This window comes from Mycobacterium sp. (assembly GCF_965229265.1).
Lineage (GTDB): Bacteria > Actinomycetota > Actinomycetes > Mycobacteriales > Mycobacteriaceae > Mycobacterium.
Genome location: NZ_CBDDIY010000008.1, coordinates 57,652 through 80,437, shown reverse-complemented (window position 1 = coordinate 80,437; position 22,786 = coordinate 57,652). Strand labels below are relative to the sequence as shown.

The window sequence follows — 22,786 nt, the reverse complement described above, 5'->3', positions numbered from 1 at the left end:
CGGAGGCGAGATGAAGTGGATCGGCCGGTTCATCGGTTTGCCGATCACCTTGCTGCTCATCGCCATTGGACTGCTGTGGCCGCTGATGTTCACCGGGACCGCACAGGGCGGCCCGCCCTCGGACCCGGTCGTCATCACCGATTACCGGGCCGACTTCGTCGTCGACCGCCAGGGCCGGCTGGAGGCCACCGAGACCATCACTGGCGATTTCCCCGGGGGACGGCACGGCATCTTCCGGTATTGGGACGTCGCCAACAGCAATGACGCCCATGTCCGCCAGGTGCCCGAGGTGACCGAGATCCTGCTCGACGATCGCCCGGTGCCCTACGAACTGCTGTGGGAGAGCGGGCAGCGGTTCCGGGTGGCCAAGATCGGCGACCCGGACCGCTACCTCGACTACGGCAGCCACGTCTTCCGGATCCGATACTGGATCGACGGGGTGCTCGACCCGGGCAGCACCGGCGCCGGCAAGGCCTTCGCCGCCTCGACCGGTGACCCGTCGGCGCCCTCGGCGTTTTTCTGGAACGTCATCGCCCCGGCCTGGAACAACCACATCGACCGCGCCGACATCGCGATCACGCTGCCCGGTGGCGTTCCCGGCGCCCAGTGCTCGGTGGGCTACGGCGTCGGCCGGGCCTGTCAGGACCTGACCGTCAGCGGCGACACGGTGCGGCTGTCGGCCACCGACCTGGCCCCACGCACGCCGGTCACGGTCCGGGCCGGGGTCGACGTGCCGACCCCGCCGCGCGCCGAACTGCCGTGGTCCTACCGGTGGGACCCCATCCTGGGCCGGTCGCTGCCGGCCGCGGTGTGGCTGCTGGGCGCGGCGGTCGCGGCGGGGCTGGGCGGCTACCTGTGGTGGCGCACGACGGTCGAGCCCTCGCCCGGGTTCCCGCTCCAATACGCGCCACCGCCGGGCCTCGGCCCGGTGCAGTGTGAATACATCCGCACCGAGAAGATGCCCGCCGACGGACTCACTGCAACGCTGTTCTACCTGGCCGAACGCCGACTGGTTTCACTGACGCAGGTCAGCGACAAGAAGTGGACCATCACCGGTGAAGCCGACTCGGCGGCGTGGGCCGACGTCGACCCGGTCAGCGTGGACATCGGCTCGGCGCTCAAGGTCATCGGGCCACAGGCCCGGTTCGACGCCAACGGCACGATATCGGCCGGCAAGAAGCTGACCAAGGCCAAGGCCGATATGGCCACGGCGGTCAAGAAGTGGGCGTTCGACGGTGGCCTGATGGTCAGGCGCTCCAAGGAACTGTGGCTGCGATTCGCCAACTTCGTGGCCCTGCTGCTGGCGGTCGGCGCCTTCATCTGGGCGTCGATGACCCTGTGGGGACTGCCGTTCGCGATGTTCTTCGTATTCTCGGCCCGGTCGTGGACCGAGGGGGTCGGCAGCCGGCGCACCGCCGAGGGCCGGCAACTGTGGTCACAGGTGGGCGGGTTCTACCGGATGCTGTCCACCGATTCCGCCGAGTCGCGGTTCGACTTCGCCGCCCGCAAGGACCTCTATACCGCCTACGTCCCGTTTGCGGTGGCCGGCGGCGTCGCCGCACTGTGGGCCCGCAAATACCAGACCGCGACCGGCGAGATCCCGCCGCAACCGGACTGGTATCACTCCTCGTCGGGCACCAGTTGGCATTCGGCGACCAGCGGTGGTGCTAGTTTCGACAGCTTCGAGTCGGCGTTGTCGTCGTCGATCGGTGCCTACACCGCCTCGCAGTCCTCGTCGTCGTCCAGCAGCGGCGGTGGGGGGTCCAGCGGCGGTGGCGGTGGCGGCGGTGGCGGAGGAGGAGGCGGTTCATGGTGAGCTTCGTGCTGATCGTGGTGCTGGTGCTCGCGATCGCGGTGTTGATCGGTTTCGTGCTGGGCTACAACAAGGTTCGCGGCGCCGACGTGCGGGTCGACGAGGCCCTGGGCGGCATCGACGTGCAGCTCACCCGGCGGGCCTCGCTGATCCCGAGCCTGGTCCACACCGTGCAGAGCTTCGCCGCCCACGAGAAGGCGATCCTGGACCACGTCGCCGACGCGCAGGCTGCCCTCACCGCGGCGACGGCGGGAAAGTCTGTGGCACAGCGTGGTTCGGCTGAAAAGGAGTTCGACACCGCGGTCGGGCAGGTGTTGGCGCTGGGGCAAACCTACCCACAGCTGAACTCCTCGGCCAACTTCTTGAACCTACAGCAGAACCTCGCCGACACCGAGGACAAGCTGGCCTTCGCCAGGCAGTACTACAACGACGCCGTCGCCACCGTGAACCGGCTTGTCACGACGATTCCGACGATGTTCGTCGCCGGAATGGCAGGGGTGTCGCAGCGCGAGTTCTACCAGGTGCCAAAGTAGCGGTATGCGAATCGTTTTCGCCGGCACACCGGAACCGGCACTGCCGTCGCTGCAGCGGCTGATCGACTCCGCGCGCCACGAGGTGGTCGCCGTGCTCACCCGCCCGGATGCCGCGGTGGGCCGGCGCGGCACACCGGTGCCCTCGCCGGTGGCCCGCCTGGCCTTGGACGCCGGGATCCCGGTGCTGCGCCCGCCGCGGCCCAACTCGCCGGAGTTCGTCGCCGAGCTGACCGGGCTGGCCCCGGACTGCTGTGCGGTGGTTGCCTACGGCGCGCTGCTGTCGGAGTCGTTGCTCGCCGTGCCCGCGCACGGCTGGATCAACTTGCACTTCTCGCTGCTGCCGGCCTGGCGTGGGGCGGCGCCGGTTCAGGCCGCCATCGCTGCCGGCGACACCGTCACCGGCGCAACGACTTTCCTGATCGAGCCAAGCCTGGACTCCGGGCCGGTGTACGGCATCGTCACCGAGACGGTGCGGCCCACTGACACCGCCGCCGACCTGCTGGGCCGGCTGGCGACCTCGGGCGCGGGCCTGCTGGAGGCCACGCTGGACGGTATCGCCGACGGCACGCTCACCGCGGTACCCCAGCCCGCCGACGGGGTCAGCCTCGCGCCGAAGATCACCGTCGAGCAGGCCCGCGTCGACTGGACCCTGCCCGCCCACGTTGTCGAGCGCCGCATCCGCGCGGTGACACCCAACCCCGGCGCCTGGACGATGGTCGGGGATCTGCGGGTCAAGATCGGACCGGTAGCCGTCGACGAGGACGCTGACCCGTTGGCACCGGGTGCGATCACCGTGGACCGTGCCGGGGTCAGGGTCGGCACCGGCTCCCGGCCGGTGCTGCTCGGTCAGGTGCAGCCGCCGGGCAAGAAGCTGATGAACGCGGCCGACTGGGCGCGCGGGGCTCGGCTCGACGAGGCGGTGCGGGCATCATGAGTGAGCGGCCACAGCGCGGCGGCAACGACCGTGGCAAGGGAAAACAACACGGCGGCAAGAGTTTTCAAGGACCGCGGGACCGGACGGGCGGCCCGCCGGGGCGCGATCGCGGCCAGCAACGCCCGCCGCGGCGCCCCCGGCGCAACCCGCTGGATCCAGCGCGCCAGGCCGCCTTCGACGTGCTGCGCGCGGTTTCGGAGCGGGACGCCTACGCCAACCTGGTGCTGCCGGCGATGCTGGCCGAGCGCGGGGTGACTGGCCGCGACGCGGCGTTCGCCACCGAACTCGCCTACGGGAGCTGCCGCACCATCGGTCTGCTCGACGCCGTGATCGCCGCAGCGGCGGGACGGCCCACCGAGCAGATCGACCCGGTCCTGCTGGACCTGCTGCGCCTGGGCACCTACCAGCTGCTGCGCACCAACGTCGCCCCACACGCCGCGGTGTCCACCACCGTCGAGCAGGCCGGTATCGAATTCGACAGCGTACGAGCCGGTTTCGTCAACGGCGTACTGCGTACCATTGCCGGGCGCGACGAGGCGTCGTGGGTGGCGGAGCTGGCCCCACCGGCGACCACCGATCCGATCGGCCACCTTGCCTTCGTCCATGCCCACCCACGCTGGATCGCGCAGTCGTTCGCCGACGCGCTGGGCGCGCAGGCCGGCGAGCTGGATGCTGCACTGGCCGCCGACGATGCCCGGCCCGGCGTACACCTGGCCGCCCGCCCCGGTGTGCTCACCGCCGCCGACCTGGCCGCCGAGGTCGACGGCACCATCGGCCGGTATTCGCCCTACGCGGTGTACCTCGGTGGCGGCGACCCGGGCCGGCTGGCGGCGGTGCGCGACGGCAAGGCGCTGGTCCAGGACGAGGGAAGCCAGCTGGTGGCTCAGGCGCTGACGCTGGCGCCGCTGGCCGGCGAGGACGGCGGCCGGTGGCTGGACCTGTGTTCGGGGCCGGGCGGTAAGACCGCGTTGATCGCTGCGATCGCCGCGCAGCGCGGTGCCACCGTGACCGCGATCGAACCCGCCCCGCGGCGCGCGGACATGGTCGAGCAGAACACCCGTGGTCTGCCGGTGGAGGTGCTGCGGGTCGACGGCCGGGAGGCTCCGCTGCAACCGGGCACCTTCGATCGGGTTCTGGTCGATGCGCCGTGTACGGGCCTCGGCGCGCTGCGCCGTCGTCCCGAGGCGCGCTGGCGGCGCAGTCCCGCCGACGTGCCGGTGCTGGCCAAGCTGCAGCGCGAGCTGTTGGCCGCCGCGATCGCACTGACCCGGCCCGGCGGGGTGGTGCTCTACGCCACGTGCTCACCGCATCTGGCCGAGACCGTCGGGGTGGTATCCGACGCGCTGCGCCGTCATCCGGTCACCGCGGGGGATGCCCGGCCGCTGTTCGCCCCGGCCGAGCGGCTGGGCGACGGGCCCCATGTCCAGTTGTGGCCTCACCGGCACGGCACCGACGCCATGTTCTCGGCGGTCCTGCAGAAGGACCAGTAGAGGCGTCGACGGCGCCAGGCGGGCCGGCATCTAAGGTGTCAGCCATGCCGACACCGTCCCGACCCCTGATCGCGCCGTCGATTCTGTCCGCCGACTTCGCCCGGCTGGCCGACGAGGCCGCCGCGGTCGAGGGCGCAGACTGGCTGCATGTCGACGTGATGGACGCCCACTTCGTGCCCAACCTCACCCTGGGCCTGCCCGTGGTGGAGAGCCTGCTCAAGGCGACCGACATCCCGATGGACTGCCACCTGATGATCGACAACCCGGACCGCTGGGCCCCCGGCTACGCCGAGGCCGGGGCATACAACGTCACCTTCCACGCCGAGGCCACCGAGAACCCGGTCGGGGTCGCCCATGACATCCGCGCGGCCGGTGCCAAGGCGGGGCTGTCGGTCAAGCCGGGCACCCCGATCGAGCCCTACCTGGAGATCCTGCGGGACTTCGACACGCTGCTGGTGATGTCGGTCGAACCGGGCTTCGGCGGCCAGAGCTTCATCCCCGAGGTGCTGTCCAAGGTCGCGCAGGTGCGTCGCCTGGTCGACTCCGGTGAACTGACCATCCTGGTCGAGATCGACGGCGGGATCAACGCCGACACCATCGAGCAGGCGGCCGAGGCCGGGGTGGACTGCTTCGTCGCCGGCTCGGCGGTCTACGGCGCGCAGGACCCGGCCGCCGCCGTCGAGGCGCTGCGCCGCCGAGCGGCCCACGCGTCTCGGCACTTGCAGCTGTGACGGCACCGGCGGCGGTCGAGGCTGCCATGCGGCTGGCCGTGGCGCAGGGGCGGCAGGTCAAGGGCTTGACCTATCCCAATCCTCCTGTGGGAGCGGTCATTCTGGGCCGCGACGGCAACGTCGTCGGCATCGGTGGCACCCAGCCGACCGGCGGGCCGCACGCCGAAGTGGTGGCGCTGGCCGAGGCGGGGGAGCGCGCCGCAGGCGGCACCGCGGTGGTCACCCTGGAACCGTGCAACCATCACGGCCGCACCCCGCCCTGCGTGGATGCCCTGCTGGCCGCGGGTGTGGCCGCAGTGGTCTACGCGGTGGCCGACCCCAATCCGGTCGCCGCCGGCGGCGCCGACCGACTGCGCGGTGCCGGGGTGGCGGTCACCGCCGGGGTGTGCACCGAAGAGGTGGCCGGCGGGCCGTTGCGTGAATGGTTGCACAAGCAGCGCACCGGACGGCCGCACGTCACCTGGAAGTTCGCCACCAGCATCGACGGTCGCAGCGCCGCAGCCGACGGGTCCTCGCAGTGGATCACCAGTGACGCGGCACGGGCCGACGTCCATGTGCGCCGGGCGGCCGCCGACGCGATCGTCGTGGGCACCGGCACGGTGATCGTGGACGACCCCACCCTGACCGCCCGGCTGCCCGGCGGCGGCCTGGCCCCACGCCAACCGCTGCGGGTGGTGGTCGGCAAGCGGGAGATCTCCGCGGAAGCCAATGTGCTCAACGATGATTCGCGCACCATGGTGATCCGGACCCACGACCCGCACGAGGTGATCCGGGCGCTGACCGATCGCACGGACATCCTGGTGGAGGGCGGCCCGACGCTGGCGGGCGCCTTCCTGCGGGCCGGGGTGATCGACCGGATCCTGGCCTATGTCGCGCCGATCCTGCTCGGCGGCCCGGTCACCGCCGTCGATGACGTCGGTGTGCCGAGCATCGCCCGTGCGCTGCGGTGGCGCTACGACGGCGTCGACCGCATCGGTCCTGACCTGTTGCTGAGCCTGGTGCCCGACTAGATCAGCGAAATCCGCTGCTGGCCGGTGACTGTTGTGCCCGGTGGTCAGCACGGTTGGAGTGCGCTGGTGTGTTCGACGAACAGGTCGCGGTCGTAGCCGTCGACCAGCCAATCGCGCAGAGCCTGGAAGTACTCCAGCGGCCCACCGGGGTAACCGGAGCGGACCAGGCCGCCGATGTCGTCGTTAACGCACCCCAGATCGATCGTCGGTGCTTCGGCGCTTCGCCGGGCGACGACCATCATCCAACGATCCTCGGCTTCGGGCCGCACGTCGATGCTTGCGATCGCCTCGGTGCGGCAGCGGCTGATCAATGTTGAGACGTAGTTGGCCTGCTCGAGGATCAGATGGCTGAAGTTGAGCGTGAATGCTGACTGGGTGATGTCGCCGAGGATGAACAGGTTCGGAAACCCGGCGGTCATGATCCCGTGCAACGACCGCGGGCCGTGGGCCCATTTGTCGGACAGCAGTTGGCCCTCACGCCCGATGATCGGGAACTCGGCGCCGCGTCGGCTACCGCCGCTGACCTCGAAGCCAGTGGCGAAAATGATGCAGTCGACGGGGTATTCCTCACCGTTGGCGACCACGCCGTGCGCGGTGAGGCGCTCGATGCCGTGTCCCTGGGTGTCGATCAGCCTGACATTGGGGCGATTGAAGGTCTGCAGGTAGCTGTCGCTGAACTGAGGGCGCTTGCAGCCGAGGTGGTAGTAGGGCGTGAGTGCTTCGGCGGTGTCGGGATCATCGACCAGTGCCGCCATACCGGCGCGGATCTTCTCCATCGATGCGAAGTTGACCATCAGCGCCCGCGTCGACGGGTCGGTGTCGACCAGCGCAGCAGCCACTTCGGGCGACGGTGTGCGCGCCCCCCGGAACAGGCTCGTCGTCGTGTCGTCGATGAGGTCCATGACCGGCGGCGTCTGTGCTGCCGAGATCTGGGTGACCGCCGTGAAGTTCTCGATCAGCTCTTGCTGCCAGCCGGCCGGCAGGCTCCGATACGACGCCGAATCGGTGGCCTGGTTGCCACGCGGGTTCACCATCACCGGGGTGCGTTGCACGACTAGGAGTTCTTTGGCGTTCTCGGCCAGGTGCGGAATGAACTGGATCGCCGAGGCCGCGGTGCCCACGACCGCTACGCGCTTATCGGACAGCTTGGTCAGCGCGCCCTGGGAACTGCCGCCGGTGTAGTCGTAGTCCCAGCGGCTCGAGTGGAAGATCTTGCCCTCGAACTGGTCGAGGCCGGCCACATGGGGAATCGTGGGCGAATCCAGTGTGCCGCTGCCCAGGCAGACGAAGCGGGCACCGATCTGATCGCCGCGATCGGTGCTGACCAGCCACCGGGAAGTGGCCTCGTCCCAGCGCATGCCGGTGACCTGGGTCTGCAGGCATGCAGCTTCGTCGAGGTTGAACTTCTCGGCCAACGCCGCGCAGTGTTCGCGAATCTCGTCGCCCTGGACGAACCTCTCGCTGGGCACCGTATCGACGTCTTCGAGTAGCGGAAGGTAGACGAATGAACTTGCGTCACAACGGATGCCAGGATAGCGATTCCAGTACCAGACGCCGCCGAACCCGCCCGCCTTCTCGATGACGCGGACCAACGGCACACCGGCCTTGTGTAGGAAACTGCTGGTGATCAAGCCGGTGAAGCCGCCCCCAACCACGACCACGTCGACATCGTCGACCAACGGCTCACGCTCCAGCGGGACGGCGAAGGGATCCTTGGCCGAGACCGCGTGGTCGTTCGATCCGGCCCGCAGGTGAGGGGTGCGGTGATGGGCACCGCGCTTGGCGGTCTCCTCCTCATACTTCCGTTGGAGCGCCTCGGGATCGAAACCCAGGGAAGCTGCGAGTTGGTGGTGCTGGGTGGTCATTTCTTCTCCTCGTTGCGGGGGTCGCTGGTCTCGTGAATGAGAATACAAACAAACTAGTTCGTTTGGCAAGCCCAGCGACGGGATGCCGTGTCCGGTCGACCCGACCGTGGGTCTGGGTTCGGCGGCTCAGTGTGGGCCGGCCGGGCAGCCGTCGGCCTAACGTGCGGGCGCGACAGTAACGCCACGGCGGTGAAACAGGCGACTCGCCGCCCTGGCGTTACTGTCGGCGCTCACTCTTCGCGTTCCCGCCGGCAGGTGTTCTCAATACGTCGGATTCGACAGGGGAGCCACCGACCAGTTCGACAGCTCGGACGGTCCGAGGATGCGGTGCCGGGTTTGGCCTGCGGTGTAGAACGTGAATTTCGTGGCCCGATAGCACTGTTCGAAACAGTCGAAGGCCTTGCCCTCGGCGTCGAAGCTGACCCCACGTACCCGAACGATCGGATCGCCGGGCGCCACCTCGAGATGCTCGGCCTCCCAGCTACTGGGCGTGTCCACCTCGAAAGCCTGCTCGGTGTACTCGTCGGTGAGGTGGTAGCGCTCTTCGATGAAGCGGTACAGCGATTCGCCGTTGGCCAGCCGATCCTGGTCGATGGCCGGCACCCTCGTCAGCGGCAGTACGGCCCGCTCGAGGATCTTGTCGCTGCTGCCGATGCTGCGTTTGCGCCAGATCTCCCACACCGGCTGGCCCGGGTCCACCCCCAGGGCGGTCGCGATGGTGGTGCTCGGCAGGCCGACGCCGATCGAAATCAGAGACGTCGTGACCGGGGGTAGGCCGCCGTCGTTGTCGAGCAGGGTGTGCAGCAGTTCACCGGGGCGGGTGGGATCGCTGGCGATGCGGGGTTCGGCCACGAACGTGCCCAGGCCTTGGCGCCGGGTGATCTTGCCGGCGCGCTCCAGCTCGTCGAGCGCGCGGCGCACGCTGATGCTGCTGACGTCGGCGATCTCGGCGAGTTCGGTCGTCGACGGAAGCCGGTCGCCGGGCTGGAGCCCACGGTCGGCCATGATCGCCAGCACCAGGTCGTAGACGTATTCATAGCGCAGCTTGCGGTCGGTGGATGCCCCTACCGCACCGTCGCGCTTGGCCGTCGGCATCGTGTCGTCCCATCCCTCCCCGGATCTCGGCGCCGCCGCCGAGGGCTGTCTCCATCTAACTATGCAGTTTCCCGAAAGCGTGGATCATGCGTCGTCAATCAGGGACTTTTGTCGCCGACGCCGAAAACTATCCGAAACAATCGCGCAATCGCGGCGCAATCACGTTCACTCATACTACTCTGTATACAGAGTTGGACCGGAAGGGGAATTTCATGGCATCGATGGATCGTCGCAGCTTTCTTCGGACCTCGGCGGTGGTCGCGGCTGCGTTGGGCGGTGCTGCCGCGCTGGCATCGTGCGCGCCCCAGACTGCGAGCCGAACAGTGCTGCGTGTCGGCTCGACCACCGATATCGACTCACTGAACCCGTTCACCTCGGCCTCCACCCAGTCCGACGACATGCTGCAGCTGGTCTACGACAGGCTGATGAGCTATGACGCGCAACTGAACATCCAACCGTCGCTGGCCACCGGCGTGCAGACCAGCGACGGCGGCAAGACGTTCACCTACACGCTGCGCTCCGGCGTGAAGTGGCAGGACGGCAAGGACTTCAGCGCCGATGACGTGGTGTTCACGTTCCTGATGGTGCGCGACAACGACTACGGAACCTTCGGTGCCTACGTCAAAGACCTCACCGACGTCGTCAAGGTCGGTGACAACCAGGTGCGGCTGACCTACTCCGCACCGCAGACGCTGGATCCCGGCGTGATCATGCCGATCGCCCCGAAACACCTGTGGGAGGGCATCGCCAAGAGTGACCTGCCCAAGTATGCCAACGAAAAGCCCGTCGGCACTGGACCTTTCAGCTTCGTTTCCTGGGAGAAGGGCAGCGTCACCACGGTTGCCCGCAACGACTCCTGGTGGGGAACAAAGCCGGCAGCGGAGAAGGTCACCTGGACCAAGTTCGGGTCCGACGACGTCGTCACCCAGGCCCTGCGCTCCGGCGACATCGACATCGTCCCCGAGGTGCCACCCACGATCTATGCCGGGCTCCAGAACGCCGCAGACGTCAAAGCCACGGCGATGGAAGCGTTCTCGTTCCATATGATCGGTTTCAACTGTTCGACCGCGCCGGGTTCCAAGGGCAACCCGATCCTGCGCGACCAGGCGGTACGCCAGGCGCTGTCCTGTGCGGTGGACCGTCGCCAGCTCGTCGAGCTGGCACTGGCCGGGTACGGCGAGCCTGGAGCTGACCTGCTGCCGCCGGCGTTCGGCGAGTTCCACTACGTTCCCGCCCCCGATGCGGTGCTGGACAACAACCCGGCGAAGGCCAACGAGCTGCTGGACAAGGCCGGCTACACCGAGCGTGCCGCCGACGGCACCCGCAAGTCCAAAGACGGTGCACCGCTGGAGTTTCGGATCCTGGCCATCGCCGATACGACAGTGGACATGAAGGCGGCCGACCTGTTCGTCACGGCGGCCAAGGCGGTCGGCATCACGCTCAAGCTGTCCAGCACCGACGCCGACAGCATGAGTGCCACCGTTTTCAACACCGAAAGCCCCGACTGGGACATCATGGTGTGGGGCTGGGATTCCTCGTTCTACGACCCGTCCTACCTGCTGGGTATCGCGACCACCGACCAGATCGGCGGCAACAACGACACCTTCTGGACCGACCCGCGCTACGACGAGCTCTATAACCAGCAGTCCACCACCGTCGACCGGGCGGCCCGGGTCAAGCTGGTTCAGGAGATGCAGGCGATCCACTACGCCGCCTGCCCCTACATCGTGATGTGGTACCAGAAGAAGCTGACCGGCACCCGCTCCAACACCTGGACCGGCTGGCAGCCGATGAACGGCGGCATGATCCTGAACTTCTCGCGGGTGAACTACCTCGACGTAAAGCCGGTCTGAGCGCCGATGGTTCGGTACCTAGGTCAAAAGTTCTCCTACCTGGTGCTCACTCTCCTCGCGGTGCTTGCGACGAATTTTGTTCTGTTTCACCTGATGCCGGGTGACCCAGTCCGGCATATCGCCCGCGGGCAGCACCTCGACGCCGAGTCGATCGCCCGGCTGCGCACCTACTACGGGCTGGACCGGCCGCTGTTGTCGCAGTTCGTCACCTATTTGCAGAACCTGTCCAAAGGCGATCTCGGCTTCTCCTACACCTACCAGTCCTCGGTGGGCCCGATCGTGGTGAAAGCCCTTGGCAACACCCTGATTCTGGTGACGATCTCCACGCTGCTGGTGATCGTCGTGGGCGTGCTGATCGGTGTCTTCGCCGCCTCGCGGCGCGGCACCCGCACGGACGGAGGGCTGGTGATCGGGTCGCTGGTGTTTTGGAGCCTGCCGACATTCTGGGTCGGCATGCTGCTGATCTTCGCCTTCGCGGTCACGCTCGGCTGGTTCCCGATCGCGGGGATGTACACCGCCGACGCGATCTATCCCACGGTGTTCACCCGAATCGCCGATCTGGCACGCCATCTCGTGCTGCCGACGGTCGCCATGGTGCTTGTCGACATCGCGCAGTTCGTCCTGATCACCCGCAGCTCGCTGCTGGCCACACTGTCCGAGGACTACATGACGACCGCACGGGCCAAAGGCCTGACCCCACGTCGGGTGCTGTGGCGGCACGGTGTGCGCAACGCGCTGCTGCCGGTGGTCACGGCCACCACGCTGTACGCCAGTGCGACGGTGGGCGGCACCATCCAGGTGGAGACGGTGTTCTCCTGGCCCGGCATGGGGCAGCTGATCTACCTGTCGGTGATCCGGCGCGATTACCCGGTGATGGAGGCCTGCTTCCTGATCTTCGCGGTGGTCGTGGTGGTGGCGAACTTCGCCAGCGACCTGGTCTACCGGATGCTCGACCCGCGGGTGCGGCTGACATGACCGGCCCGATGATCGATCCCAACCTCGAACCCGAGCCGGCCGCCGCGCACGTGCCGGGCGGCTGGCGCGGCGTGCTGCGCCAGCTCACCGCCGACCCGATGGGCCGCGCCGGATTGCTGACCGTCGCCGTCGTGATGGTGGTGGCGATCGCCGGCCCGCTGCTGGCCCCCTACGACCGAACCGACGTCGCCGGGTCCCGGACGGGAATCCTGCAGGCGCCCAGTGCCGCTCATTGGCTGGGCACCGACGAGCTCGGCCGTGACGTGTTGCGTCAGGTGCTGGCCGGCACATCGGTGTCGCTGGAGATCGGACTGGTCGCCACGCTCATCACGGTGCTGATCGGGACGCTCGTCGGCGTCCTGGCCGGCTGGTTCACCGGGTTCATCGACGCCGTGCTGATGCGGGTCACCGACTTCTTCCTGGTGTTGCCCAACCTGCCGCTGATGATCGCGCTCGGCGCCATCATCGGGCAGAGCCTGCCGATGATCGTGCTCGTCATCGCGATCACCAGCTGGCCCAGCACCGCGCGCATCGTGCGCTCCCAGGCGCTGGCGCTGCGCGAGCGCGAGGTGGTCGCCCGGGCCAAGACGGTCGGGCTGTCCTCGGCCGGGATTCTGTGGCGGCTCATTCTGCCCGGCGTGCTGGCTCTGGTCATCGCCAACGCCGTACTGGTGATCGCCGGATCGATCCTGGCCGAGGCGACGCTGTCCTTCCTCGGCCTGGGTGACCCCACCCGCACCTCGTGGGGCCAGGTGTTGCACAACGCCTTCGCCGCCGGTGCGGTGGGCAACGGCTGCTGGTGGTACTTCCTGCCGCCGGGTGTTGGCATCGTGGTGGTCGTACTGGCCTTCTCACTGGTGGGGCAGAGCCTCGAGCGCATCCTCAACCCCCGGCTGGCGGTGGCCGAATGAGCCTGCTGACAATCCGGAACCTGTCGGTCACCTATGGAGCCGGTGCTGGCGCGGTGCGCGCCGTCGACGGGGTGGACCTCGACGTCGCGCCGGGTCAGGTCGTTGGCCTGGCCGGCGAATCAGGCTGCGGTAAGAGCACATTGGCGCTGGCCGTCGCACGTCTGCTGCCCCGCGGCGCGGTCACCTCGGCCGACGAACTGAGCTTCGCCGGCACCGACCTGCTGGCGGTCGACGACACCGCGTTGCGGGCGCTGCGGTGGCGGCGGTTGTCGCTGGTGTTCCAGGGGGCGATGAACGGCTTCAACCCGGTGATGACGATCGGTGACCAGATCCGTGAGGCGATCCGCGCCCACGAGCCCGGCACCGGCCGAAAGGCGCTGCACCACCGGGTCGACGAACTGCTTGCCGCGGTCGGCCTCTCCGCGGGCCGGGCCGCCGACTACCCCCACCAGCTGTCCGGCGGCATGAAGCAGCGGGCGATGATCGCCATGGCACTGGCCTGCAGTCCCGACCTGGTGATCGCCGACGAGCCGACCACCGCCCTCGACGTCATGACGCAGGCCCAGATCCTCGACCTGATCCGCCGGCTGGCCGACGACCTCGGCCTGGCCATGCTGATCATCTCGCACGACCTGACCGTGCTGTCCGAACTGTGCGACCAGGTCGCCGTCATGTACGCCGGGCGCATCGTCGAACGCGGACCGGCCGAGACGATCCTGAGCGCGGGGACGCAGCCGGCGCACCCCTACACCCGCCGGCTGTTGGACTGCTATCCGCGGCTGGACGCCGGACAGGCCTCGATCAACGGAATCCCGGGCAGTCCACCGGATCTGGCGCACCCGCCGGCAGGCTGCCGCTTCCACGACCGCTGCACCGAAAGCCTGCCGCGCTGCGCGAGCGATGATCCGGTGATCCGCCCGGTGCCCGGGCAGGCCGACCATGCCGCGGCCTGCCATCTCATCGGCCAGACGGGACTGGTGCCGTTATGACCGAACCGACTACCAAGCCGGTGATCGCCGAAATCCGGGACCTGCGGGTGCACTTTCCGGTGCGGCACGGCCGCACCCGGCTGCTGGCCCGCGCGGTGGACGGCATCGACCTCACCGTGCACGAAGGCGAGATCGTGGCCCTGGTCGGGGAATCCGGTTGCGGCAAAACGACAGTGGCGCGCACCATCATGCGGCTGGTCGAGGCCACCTCGGGTTCGGTATCGGTTGGCGGGGTCGACATCACCCACACCCGCGGCCGGGAACTGCGCCGGCTGCGCCGCGACTTCCAGATGATCTTCCAGGATCCGTTCGAGAGCCTGCCGGTCAACGCCACCGCCCTCGACGTCGTCAGCGATGGGCTGGCCATCCACCGCACCGATCTGGACACCACCGCCCGTCGCGGGGTGGCGCTGGCGGCGTTGGAGATGTGTGGCCTCACACCAGCGAGCGCCATCGCCGAGCGGCGCATCTTCCAGCTCTCCGGCGGTCAGCGCCAGCGGGTGGCCATCGCCGCCGCGCTGGCACTTGAACCCCGGCTGCTGGTCGCCGACGAACCGGTGTCGATGCTCGACGTCTCGCTGCGGGCCGGCGTCATCCGGGTCCTGCTGGACATGCGGGAACGGCTCGGGGTGGCCATGCTGTTCATCACGCACGACCTGGCCCTGGCCGGGGTGTTCGCCGACCGCGTCGCGGTGCTGTACCTCGGGCAGGTGGTCGAACAGGGGCCCGCGGCCGAGGTCATCGGTACCCCACGACATCCCTACACCCGGGCGTTGGTGGACGTGATGCCCAAGGCCGGTGGCGGCCGGCGGCTCACCCGCGCGCTGCTCACCGGTGAACCGCCCAACGTCACCGGCACCGCGGTGGGCTGCCGATTCGCGCCGCGCTGCCCGCTGTACCGCCAGCTCGGCGAGCCGCAGCGCTGTCGCACCGATCAGCCCGCACTGCAGTCTGCCGGCACCGAACATGCTGTGGCATGCCACTTTTCCGACCTCGAAGTATCACCAACACCGAAGGAGAACACCCCATGACCGTCACTCGTGACGAAGCGATCGAGCTGCTCGAGGCGATGGTACGAATCGACTCCGTGACGCCCTGGCTGATCCCCGGCGGTGCGGGGGAGGGCGAGGTCGCGCGGTTCATCGGCGGCTGGCTCAGCGAGCTGGGTCTGGAGGTGACACTCGAGGAGGTGGAGCCCGGCCGGCCCAACGTGCTCGGCTGGCTGCGCGGCAGTGCGCCCGGTCCGACGATCTGTCTGTCGGCGCATATCGACACCGTGGGGTATGCCAGCTGGGCGGAGCGCGCACTGCAGCCGGTCATCGAGGGCGATCGGATGATCGGCCTCGGTGCGGCCGACGATAAGGGCGGCGCTGCGGCGGCGATGTTGGCCGTGCGCGAATTGGTGCGCTCTGGAACGGAATTGGCGGGCAACATCCTAGTCGCGCTGGTGATCGACGAAGAAGGCATCAGCATCGGCACCGAGCACCTGGTCGCCCACCACGCCGGGGAGATCGACCTGGCGATCAACCTCGAACCCGACGGCTCGCACACCATTTTCGGTGAGCACCAGGGCTTCGGCTGGATCGACATCGTGGTGCACGGTGTGCCGGCACACGGCTCGGCGCCGGACAAGGGGGTGGACGCCATCGTGCACATGGCTGAGGTGGTCACCCGGTTGCACCGGCTCGACGAGACCCGGTGGAAGCCCAACCCCGATCCGAAGAACGGCCGCACCGTGTTCCATACCGGAACCATCCGCGGTGGCACCGACTACGCCACCTACCCGAACCAGGCCGTGCTCGGCATCGAGATCGGCACCCAGCCGGGCGAGACGCTGGCCGACCGGGTCGCCGAGATCGAGGCGATCTTCGACGAGGTCAAGCAGTCCGAACCGCGCTTCCGCGGTGAGGTCCACGTCCAGCTGGACCGCGACCCGTTCACCGGTGAGGGCAACGAAGCGCTACTGGCCGCGCTCGGCGACGCCACCGAGGCCGTCAACGGCGTCCGGTCACCGGTCACCGGTCTCAACGCCTGGACCGATGCCGCGCTGTTCCAGAGCGCCGGCATACCGACCGCGTTGTTCGGACCCGAAGGCGGCAACTACCACGCCGCCGATGAGTGGGTGTCCATCCCCGACCTGATCGCCACCACCGAAATCCTGCGCCGCGCCCTGGTGACCCTGCTGGGCGCCGAGGTGAGCTCCGCCCACTGATATGACAACAACTGATACGAAAGAGAATCCGATGTCCTTCGCCGATGCGTTCGCCGCCCGCACACCCGTCACCGCGGGGCTGTACGACCGGGCCAAGCGGACGATTCCCGGTGGTGCAGGCTCGACGGCCCGTTTGCCCCGCAACGGCTGGAAGCCGTACCCCATCTTCATGGCTGAGGGCAGCGGATCGCGGCTGACCGACGTGGACGGCAACACCTACATCGACTACCTGCTGGGGCTGGGCCCGATGATCCTCGGACACCGCCATCCGGTGGTGACCAACGCCGTCACCGAGGCGATCCGTGACCTGGGCACCTGCTTCGGGCTGCCCTACGAACTGGAGATCGAGGCCGCCGAGAAGGTGGTCGCCGCGGTGCCCGGCATCGAGCAGGTGCGGTTCACCAACTCCGGATCCGAGGCCGTCGGGACGGCGGTGCGGCTGGCCCGGGCCACCACCGGGCGGCGGATCGTGGTGCGCTTCGAGGGGCACTACCACGGCTGGCAGGACACCGTGTACTGGTCCAATCACGTCGACCCGGTGCTGGCCGGCCCGGCCGACCATCCGCGACCGGTCGCGATGGGCCCCGGCGTGCCCGCCGAACTGGAGGACACCCTGGTCGTGCTGACCTGGAACGATCCGGACAGCTTCGTTGAGCTCATGGACCGCCGAGGGGAGGAGATCGCCGCGGTAATAACCGAACCGGCGGTGTTCAACACCGGCTGCATCCTGCCCGAGCCGGGCTATCTGGAGTTGCTGCGCAGCGAAACCCGCAAGCACGGGGCGATGCTCATCTTCGACGAGGTGATCACCGGGTTCCGGTTCGCCCGCGGCTGCGCCCAGGAATGGTTCGGGGTGACCCCGGACCTGACCACGCTGGCCAAGGGCCTCGGTGGCGGCTTCCCGGTGGCTGCGGTCGGCGGATCAACCGAGGCGATGCGCCTGGTCGCCGACGGCACCTATTCGCATTCGGGCACCTACAACGCCAACGTCGTGCAATGTGCAGCGGTATCGGCCACCATGGACGTGCTGGCCGAGCCGGGACTCTACGAACGACAGCGCGCCCTCGGGTACCGGCTCGCCGCGGGCCTCAACGACCTGGCCGCCGAGCGCGGTCTCGACGCCTACTGCGAGGGGCTGGGCACGGTGTTCCAGCTGTGGTTCGCCAACGGGCCGATCCACAACTGGCGCGATGCGGTGGCCAAAGCTGACGAACCGCTGTTCACTCGCTGGTATGAAGAGATGGTGATCCGCGGCGTGCTGTTCCACCCGCTGCAGTTCGAGAATCTGTTCGTATCGCTGGTCCACGACGACCGCGATATCGACGAAACCCTCTCCGCCGCAGCCGATGCCCTCACCGTCGTCGCCCGCACGCGGACGCCAGCGTCCCGATCGTGACCGACGGGCCGGTGATCCTCGGTGTCGACCTCGGCACCTCGGCGATCAAGGTGGTCGCGGTCGGTAGCGACGGTGCTGTTGTCGCCGCCGCCCGCTGCGGTTATCCGACCGACCGTCCGGAAGCCCATGCGGCAGAACAGGATCCGAACGACTGGTGGCGGGCCTTGCAGACCGCCGGTGATGAGATCGCCCGGGCGATCGATCCGCGCCACTGGCGGGGTATCGGCTTGACCGCGATGCTGCCGACTCTGGTCGACCTCGACGGTGATGGCGTGCCCGTGGGCCCGGCGATCACCTGGGAGGACGCCCGCGCCGAGGCGCAGGCCGACCTCCTGCGCGCGCGGTTCGGCGACGAGACGCTGTACCGGATCACCGGCCAGCGGGTCGACGGGCGCTACCTGGCGCCCATGCATGCCCGGCTGCTCGGGTTGGGCCGGGCCGGCGTCACCACGGCCGGAGCCAAGGACGTGCTGTTTCAGCAACTCACTGGGGATCTGCTCACCGACCCAAGCACGGCGGCGGGCAGCGCCGCCTTCGATATCGAGGGGGGCGGCTGGAACGCCGAACTCGTTTCGGCGGCAGGAATTTCGGGGGTGCCGGACGTCGCGCCGGCGAATACGGCGCTGCCGCTGGCGTCGCCCTGGCGGCAGCGCTGGGGGCTCGGCGACGACGTCGCGGTGGTGCTGGGCGCGGCCGATTCAGTGCTCGGCGCCGTGGGGGTCGGCGCCGTGCGGCACGGCGATGTCGGCGTGATCGCCGGCACCAGTGCGATCGTGCTCGGCATCTCCGACCGGCCGACCCGTGACCCGCAGCAGCGCTACCTGGTGACCCCGCTGGCCGGGCCGGGCTGGGGCCTGGAAATGGACCTGCTGGCGGTGGGTTCGGCGTTCGAGGGGGTGGCGGCGCTGTTCGGCCTGAACGGGCCGGCCGCACTGCTCGATGCGGCGGCTACCGTGCCGACCGAGCAGGCACCGCTGTTCCTGCCGTATCTGACGCCGGGTGAGCAAGGCGCGCTGTGGGATCCCACCCTGACCGGCGCGCTGCAGGGTCTTCGGCTGGGGATGGGGGTCGGCCACATCGGCCGCGGTCTGCTGACCGGCATTGTGGTTGAGTTGCGCCGCTGTATCGACGTGTTGACGGCGACCACTGGAGCGGCGGGATCGATTCGGCTCGGTGGCGGCAGCGCGGTCAGTCCGCTGATGTGGCAGGACATCGCCGACGCCACCGGCCGGGAGGTGCTCGTGGACCCGACGGTGTCCGATCATTCGGCGATCGGTGCGGCGGTGTTCGCCGCCGAGGCGCTGGGCCGCCCGATCACCCGGGAGGCGCGGGCACGGGTCGTCGAGCCACGAGCCGAACGTCACGACTGGTGGACCGAATGTCTTGCCCGCCACAATGATGCGCGGCTGCGCAGTAGGGAGTGCCAGTGAACGTCACCGTTGTCGATGACGACCTGCTCGCCAGCGCGGCCGCCGATGCCCTGCTGTCGCGGCTGCCGGCCGGCGCACCGGCGCGGCTCGGGGTGGCCACCGGCGGGACGCCGATGCGGCTATATGCCGAGTTGGCGCGGCGCAGCGCTGCCGGCCAGATCGACCTGTCCGGCGCCGTCGTCGTCGCCCTGGACGAGTACGTGGGTCTGGACGCGGGAGATCCGCACAGCTACGCGGCCTACGTACGCGACCGCATCGCTGACCCGCTGGGCATACCGCCCGCCAATGTTCTTGTCCCGCTGGGTGGCAGCGCCCATCCCGAATGTGCGGCCGCGGAGTTCGAGGCGCGCGTCGCCGACGTCGGCGGAGTGGATGTCCAGATCGCCGGTATCGGGTCCAACGGCCACCTGGCCTTCAATGAGCCGGGGTCGCCACTGGACTCAACCACCCGCGTCGTCGAGCTGTCCGAACGCACCAGGGCCGATAACGCGCGCTTCTTCGGCGACCGGATCGAGGACGTCCCGCGTCACGCGATCACCCAGGGGCTGGCGACCATCTGCCGAGCCCGGTCGATCCTGCTGCTGGCGTCCGGCCCGGGGAAGGCCGGCGCGCTGGCGGCGGCGCTGCACGGACCGGTCGTTGCCGACGTGCCCGCCTCGGTGCTGCAACGCCATCCCGATGTCACGGTGATCGCCGACCGGGCCGCATCGGAGAAGATGACCGGATGACCGATTCACAGGTGCTCGATCTGTTTCCGCCCGGCTCCGGTGTCGATGACGGCGGTGTCCTGACCGTCGGTGGCTGCCGACTCGACGACCTCGCTGCCGAGTTCGGCACCCCGGTGATGGTGGTGGCCGAGGAAGCCCTGCGACAGCGGGCCCGGGACTATCTGGCCGCGTTCCGGGACCGCTGGCCCAGCTCCGATGTCGCGTTCGCGTCGAAAGCCTTCCCGTGCACAGCTATTCAGCGGCTGGCCAGCGAAGAGGGATTGCTGCTGGATGTCGCCGGCGGGGGAGAGATCGTGACCGCGCTGGCCGCCGGGGCCGATCCGTCCAGGATGCTGTTGCACGGCAACGCCAAGACCGACGAGGAACTGGAGTTGGCTGTCGGCAATGGGGTCGGGTTGATCGTGGTGGACAACTTCGACGACATCGACCGGCTGGAGCGCATCGTCGAGCCGGGCCGCCGGCAGGCTTGCCTGGTGCGGGTGGTTCCCGGCATCGAAGCCGATACGCATGCTGCGGTGGCGACCGGGCACGCCGGCTCGAAGTTCGGTCTGCTGCCCGACGACGCCCGGGTGGCGATCGAGCGGATCCGACGCAGCCGGGTGCTGCGCTGCGACGGGGTGCACACCCACGTCGGCTCGCAGCTGCTGGATGCCGAGCAGCTGGCCGCCGCGGTGGCACCGGTCGCCGAGCTCGGCAGCTTCGACGTCTACGACTTCGGCGGCGGGCTGGGGGTGCGTTATACCTACGCCGACCAGCCGCCCACGGTCGAGGACTACGCCCAGACGATGATCGACCGGGCCCGCGGGCTGGTTCCGGCCGGCGCCCGCATCATCGTCGAACCGGGTCGTTCGATGACCGCCGCGGCGGCGTGCACGGTGTACCGGGTCACCACCGTCAAGCGCACAGCCGCGGTGACTCACGTGGCTGTCGACGGAGGGATGGGGGACAACCTGGAGGTCTCGCTCTACGGGCAACGGTTCGAGGCCACCGTCGTCGACCGGGTCGGCGGGGGGCAGCCCGTCACGGTGGTCGGCCGGCACTGCGAGTCGGGTGATCAGTTGATCGACGCTGTGCCGCTGGACAATCCGGCCGTCGGCGACCTGCTGGCGGTGCCGGTCACCGGCGCGTACTGCTACACGATGTCGAATCAGTACAACGGCGCCCGCAGGATTCCGGTGGTGTTCGCCACCGGCGGTGACGCACGCCTAGTGGTGCGCCGCGACACGTGGGCGGACCTGCTGGCTCGCGACGTCCCGCTACCGCAGGGCGGGTAGCTCCGACTCGGCGTCTGCTTCATCGGCGTGGGCCTGCTTGCCGCCGATGAACAGCGCCAGCACGGCACCCACCAGGCACACGATCACGGTGATGAAGAAGATCGAGCTGTACTGCATGGTGTAGGCCTTGCGGGCGTTCTCGGCCACCCCGGTGGCGATCTGGAACAGGTTGCCGGTGGGCTTGGGCAGCGTCGCGATGATCTGGTTGAAGCGGTACAGGCCCCACGCCGAGAGTGCCGCGACGCCGATCAGCATTCCGGTCATCCGGGCTACCACCACCAGCGATGACGCGATGCCGTGTTGCCGGGCCGGTACCACGCGCAGCGCCGCGGAGGTCAGCGGCCCGATCACCAGCCCCAGCCCGAAGCCGGCGAGCGCCAGGTCGGTGTCGAAGGTCGGCAGGGTGAACAAGCCCAAGTCGTGGTGGGCGGACAGCACGTCGATGTTCCACTTGGACACCAGCCAGTAGGCGTAGGCGGCAATCACCATGCCGACCGTGGCCACCACGCGGTCGCCGATCCGGGTCGCGACCCAACCGCCGATCAGCGCACCAACCGGCAGCGCGATCAGGAAGTGCAGCAGCAGGAACGCCGCCCCGTTCTGGTCCTTGCCCAGCACGCCCTGGCCGAACAGTTCGACGTTCACCAGCGTGACCATCAGCGCCGCACCGGCGCACATCGAGGTCCCCAGCGCCGACAGGAAGGGGATGAACTTCACCCCGGCAGGCTCGATGAGCCGGGTACGGGCGAACCGCTCCCACACCGCGAACGCGATCGCCGCCACGACGGCCCCACCCACCAGGGGCAGGCCGTAGCTGGGCAGGACATGCTGGCCGTCGGGAGCCGGGTTGTACAGGCCGATGACGGCCAGGCCCAGCGCAATGGCCAGAAGCACGCCGCCGACGACGTCCACCCGATCCGGTTCGGTGCTGCGGTCGCGCGAGGGCAGGCTGAACTGGATCAGCACCATTGCGATGAGCGTCAGCGGCACGTTGATCCAGAACACGTCGCGCCAGGTGTTGAGGGCCCACACCACCCCGATGCCGTAGAGCGGTCCCAGCACGCTGCCCAGTTCCTGGGCCGCCCCGATTCCGCCGAGCACCGTGGCGCGGCTGCGGGCCGCCCACAGGTCGGCGGCCAGCGCCAGTGTCACGGGGAGCAGCGCACCGCTTGCCACGCCCTGGATGACACGGCCGATGACCAGCATCGTCAGGTCATCCGACAATGCGGTCACCACCGAGCCGGCCGCGAACGCGATCAGGCTGGCCTGAAGCACCAGCTTGCGGCCGAACCGGTCAGACAGCCGGCCCAGCAGCGGCATCGCGGCGATGTAGCCCAGCAGATACCAGGTGATGATCGGTGTCACCCGTTGGATCTGATTGATCGGGATCTCGACCGACCTCATGATGTCGGTCATGATCGTGACGACGACGTAGGTGTCGAGCGCCCCGAGCAATACCGCCAGGCTGCCGGCGCCGATCGCGATCCGACGGCTACGGCCGGTGGTGACGGCCCGGTGTGAGGCGGTGTCCAGAGACTCAGCCATGG

Annotated in this window: 19 protein-coding genes; 16 read left to right on the top strand and 3 right to left on the bottom strand. The window is 68.9% G+C overall.

What is annotated here, in order from left to right; genetic code table 11:
• Positions 1 to 19 precede the first annotated feature (19 nt).
• Genes ADBZ9K_RS00885 through ribD form a run of 6 tightly spaced genes read left to right on the top strand, consistent with a single transcriptional unit; the run spans position 20 to position 6,511 of the window.
• Positions 20 to 1,816, top strand: a complete 1,797-nt coding sequence (locus tag ADBZ9K_RS00885; RefSeq protein WP_526617851.1) for a DUF2207 family protein — start codon at positions 20 to 22, stop codon at positions 1,814 to 1,816.
• Positions 1,810 to 2,346 (top strand): LemA family protein, encoded by a 537-nt coding sequence (locus ADBZ9K_RS00880; protein ID WP_526617837.1) that lies wholly within the window; start codon positions 1,810 to 1,812, stop codon positions 2,344 to 2,346. The genes ADBZ9K_RS00885 and ADBZ9K_RS00880 overlap by 7 nt, the downstream gene beginning before the upstream one ends.
• A 4-nt stretch (positions 2,347 to 2,350) precedes the next feature.
• Positions 2,351 to 3,280, top strand: coding sequence for a methionyl-tRNA formyltransferase (fmt, locus tag ADBZ9K_RS00875; RefSeq protein WP_526617836.1), 930 nt, complete (start codon positions 2,351 to 2,353; stop codon positions 3,278 to 3,280).
• Complete coding sequence (locus ADBZ9K_RS00870; protein ID WP_526617834.1) at positions 3,277 to 4,770, top strand: transcription antitermination factor NusB; 1,494 nt, start codon at positions 3,277 to 3,279, stop codon at positions 4,768 to 4,770. Before fmt ends, ADBZ9K_RS00870 begins: the two co-directional genes overlap by 4 nt.
• A 44-nt stretch (positions 4,771 to 4,814) precedes the next feature.
• Entirely contained in the window at positions 4,815 to 5,501 is a 687-nt protein-coding gene (gene rpe, locus ADBZ9K_RS00865) for a ribulose-phosphate 3-epimerase (protein WP_526617832.1), read from the top strand.
• Between the two features lie 26 nt (positions 5,502 to 5,527).
• Complete coding sequence (ribD, locus tag ADBZ9K_RS00860) at positions 5,528 to 6,511, top strand: bifunctional diaminohydroxyphosphoribosylaminopyrimidine deaminase/5-amino-6-(5-phosphoribosylamino)uracil reductase RibD (protein WP_526617849.1); 984 nt, start codon at positions 5,528 to 5,530, stop codon at positions 6,509 to 6,511.
• Between the two features lie 44 nt (positions 6,512 to 6,555).
• Here the strand turns inward: ribD and ADBZ9K_RS00855 are convergent, their stop codons facing one another.
• Both ADBZ9K_RS00855 and ADBZ9K_RS00850 read right to left on the bottom strand, forming a co-directional pair.
• On the bottom strand, positions 6,556 to 8,376 hold the full coding sequence (locus tag ADBZ9K_RS00855) for a flavin-containing monooxygenase (RefSeq protein WP_526617830.1): 1,821 nt from the start codon (positions 8,374 to 8,376) through the stop codon (positions 6,556 to 6,558).
• A gap of 261 nt (positions 8,377 to 8,637) precedes the next feature.
• Positions 8,638 to 9,471, bottom strand: coding sequence for a GntR family transcriptional regulator (locus tag ADBZ9K_RS00850; protein WP_526617829.1), 834 nt, complete (start codon positions 9,469 to 9,471; stop codon positions 8,638 to 8,640).
• Between the two features lie 212 nt (positions 9,472 to 9,683).
• Here ADBZ9K_RS00850 and ADBZ9K_RS00845 point away from each other — a divergent pair, with 212 nt between their 5' ends.
• Genes ADBZ9K_RS00845 through lysA form a run of 10 tightly spaced genes read left to right on the top strand, consistent with a single transcriptional unit; the run spans position 9,684 to position 21,239 of the window.
• The gene (locus ADBZ9K_RS00845) at positions 9,684 to 11,324 is read left to right on the top strand and encodes an ABC transporter substrate-binding protein (protein ID WP_526617827.1); all 1,641 of its coding nucleotides are present in this window, start codon (positions 9,684 to 9,686) and stop codon (positions 11,322 to 11,324) included.
• Between the two features lie 6 nt (positions 11,325 to 11,330).
• Entirely contained in the window at positions 11,331 to 12,299 is a 969-nt protein-coding gene (locus ADBZ9K_RS00840) for an ABC transporter permease (RefSeq protein WP_526617826.1), read from the top strand.
• Positions 12,296 to 13,210: an ABC transporter permease gene (locus tag ADBZ9K_RS00835; RefSeq protein ID WP_526617825.1), complete on the top strand. Its 915-nt coding sequence runs from the start codon at positions 12,296 to 12,298 to the stop codon at positions 13,208 to 13,210. Before ADBZ9K_RS00840 ends, ADBZ9K_RS00835 begins: the two co-directional genes overlap by 4 nt.
• The gene (locus ADBZ9K_RS00830; protein ID WP_526617824.1) at positions 13,207 to 14,199 is read left to right on the top strand and encodes an ABC transporter ATP-binding protein; all 993 of its coding nucleotides are present in this window, start codon (positions 13,207 to 13,209) and stop codon (positions 14,197 to 14,199) included. The genes ADBZ9K_RS00835 and ADBZ9K_RS00830 overlap by 4 nt, the downstream gene beginning before the upstream one ends.
• Positions 14,196 to 15,230, top strand: coding sequence for an ABC transporter ATP-binding protein (locus ADBZ9K_RS00825; RefSeq protein WP_526617823.1), 1,035 nt, complete (start codon positions 14,196 to 14,198; stop codon positions 15,228 to 15,230). Before ADBZ9K_RS00830 ends, ADBZ9K_RS00825 begins: the two co-directional genes overlap by 4 nt.
• On the top strand, positions 15,227 to 16,411 hold the full coding sequence (locus ADBZ9K_RS00820; RefSeq protein ID WP_526617822.1) for a M20 family metallopeptidase: 1,185 nt from the start codon (positions 15,227 to 15,229) through the stop codon (positions 16,409 to 16,411). The genes ADBZ9K_RS00825 and ADBZ9K_RS00820 overlap by 4 nt, the downstream gene beginning before the upstream one ends.
• Positions 16,412 to 16,442: 31 nt before the next feature.
• Positions 16,443 to 17,807, top strand: coding sequence for an aspartate aminotransferase family protein (locus tag ADBZ9K_RS00815; protein ID WP_526617821.1), 1,365 nt, complete (start codon positions 16,443 to 16,445; stop codon positions 17,805 to 17,807).
• Complete coding sequence (locus ADBZ9K_RS00810) at positions 17,804 to 19,237, top strand: xylulokinase (protein WP_526617820.1); 1,434 nt, start codon at positions 17,804 to 17,806, stop codon at positions 19,235 to 19,237. Before ADBZ9K_RS00815 ends, ADBZ9K_RS00810 begins: the two co-directional genes overlap by 4 nt.
• A complete protein-coding gene (locus ADBZ9K_RS00805; RefSeq protein WP_526617819.1) occupies positions 19,234 to 19,965 on the top strand; it encodes a glucosamine-6-phosphate deaminase in 732 nt (243 codons plus the stop codon). The genes ADBZ9K_RS00810 and ADBZ9K_RS00805 overlap by 4 nt, the downstream gene beginning before the upstream one ends.
• Complete coding sequence (lysA, locus tag ADBZ9K_RS00800; RefSeq protein ID WP_526617818.1) at positions 19,962 to 21,239, top strand: diaminopimelate decarboxylase; 1,278 nt, start codon at positions 19,962 to 19,964, stop codon at positions 21,237 to 21,239. The genes ADBZ9K_RS00805 and lysA overlap by 4 nt, the downstream gene beginning before the upstream one ends.
• Here the strand turns inward: lysA and ADBZ9K_RS00795 are convergent.
• Complete coding sequence (locus tag ADBZ9K_RS00795) at positions 21,222 to 22,784, bottom strand: MFS transporter (protein WP_526617817.1); 1,563 nt, start codon at positions 22,782 to 22,784, stop codon at positions 21,222 to 21,224. The genes lysA and ADBZ9K_RS00795 overlap by 18 nt on opposite strands.
• Positions 22,785 to 22,786 lie beyond the last annotated feature (2 nt).

What these genes read in the sequence shown, in the direction of transcription:
- ADBZ9K_RS00880 (WP_526617837.1), top strand. Translation starts at nt 1,810, where the DNA reads ATGGTGAGCTTCGTGCTGATCGTGGTGCTGGTGCTCGCGATCGCGGTG.
- fmt (WP_526617836.1), top strand. Translation starts at nt 2,351, where the DNA reads ATGCGAATCGTTTTCGCCGGCACACCGGAACCGGCACTGCCGTCGCTG.
- ADBZ9K_RS00870 (WP_526617834.1), top strand. Translation starts at nt 3,277, where the DNA reads ATGAGTGAGCGGCCACAGCGCGGCGGCAACGACCGTGGCAAGGGAAAA.
- rpe (WP_526617832.1), top strand. Translation starts at nt 4,815, where the DNA reads ATGCCGACACCGTCCCGACCCCTGATCGCGCCGTCGATTCTGTCCGCC.
- ribD (WP_526617849.1), top strand. Translation starts at nt 5,528, where the DNA reads ATGCGGCTGGCCGTGGCGCAGGGGCGGCAGGTCAAGGGCTTGACCTAT.
- ADBZ9K_RS00855 (WP_526617830.1), bottom strand. Translation starts at nt 8,376, where the DNA reads ATGACCACCCAGCACCACCAACTCGCAGCTTCCCTGGGTTTCGATCCC.
- ADBZ9K_RS00850 (WP_526617829.1), bottom strand. Translation starts at nt 9,471, where the DNA reads ATGCCGACGGCCAAGCGCGACGGTGCGGTAGGGGCATCCACCGACCGC.
- ADBZ9K_RS00845 (WP_526617827.1), top strand. Translation starts at nt 9,684, where the DNA reads ATGGCATCGATGGATCGTCGCAGCTTTCTTCGGACCTCGGCGGTGGTC.
- ADBZ9K_RS00840 (WP_526617826.1), top strand. Translation starts at nt 11,331, where the DNA reads ATGGTTCGGTACCTAGGTCAAAAGTTCTCCTACCTGGTGCTCACTCTC.
- ADBZ9K_RS00835 (WP_526617825.1), top strand. Translation starts at nt 12,296, where the DNA reads ATGACCGGCCCGATGATCGATCCCAACCTCGAACCCGAGCCGGCCGCC.
- ADBZ9K_RS00830 (WP_526617824.1), top strand. Translation starts at nt 13,207, where the DNA reads ATGAGCCTGCTGACAATCCGGAACCTGTCGGTCACCTATGGAGCCGGT.
- ADBZ9K_RS00825 (WP_526617823.1), top strand. Translation starts at nt 14,196, where the DNA reads ATGACCGAACCGACTACCAAGCCGGTGATCGCCGAAATCCGGGACCTG.
- ADBZ9K_RS00820 (WP_526617822.1), top strand. Translation starts at nt 15,227, where the DNA reads ATGACCGTCACTCGTGACGAAGCGATCGAGCTGCTCGAGGCGATGGTA.
- ADBZ9K_RS00815 (WP_526617821.1), top strand. Translation starts at nt 16,443, where the DNA reads ATGTCCTTCGCCGATGCGTTCGCCGCCCGCACACCCGTCACCGCGGGG.
- lysA (WP_526617818.1), top strand. Translation starts at nt 19,962, where the DNA reads ATGACCGATTCACAGGTGCTCGATCTGTTTCCGCCCGGCTCCGGTGTC.
- ADBZ9K_RS00795 (WP_526617817.1), bottom strand. Translation starts at nt 22,784, where the DNA reads ATGGCTGAGTCTCTGGACACCGCCTCACACCGGGCCGTCACCACCGGC.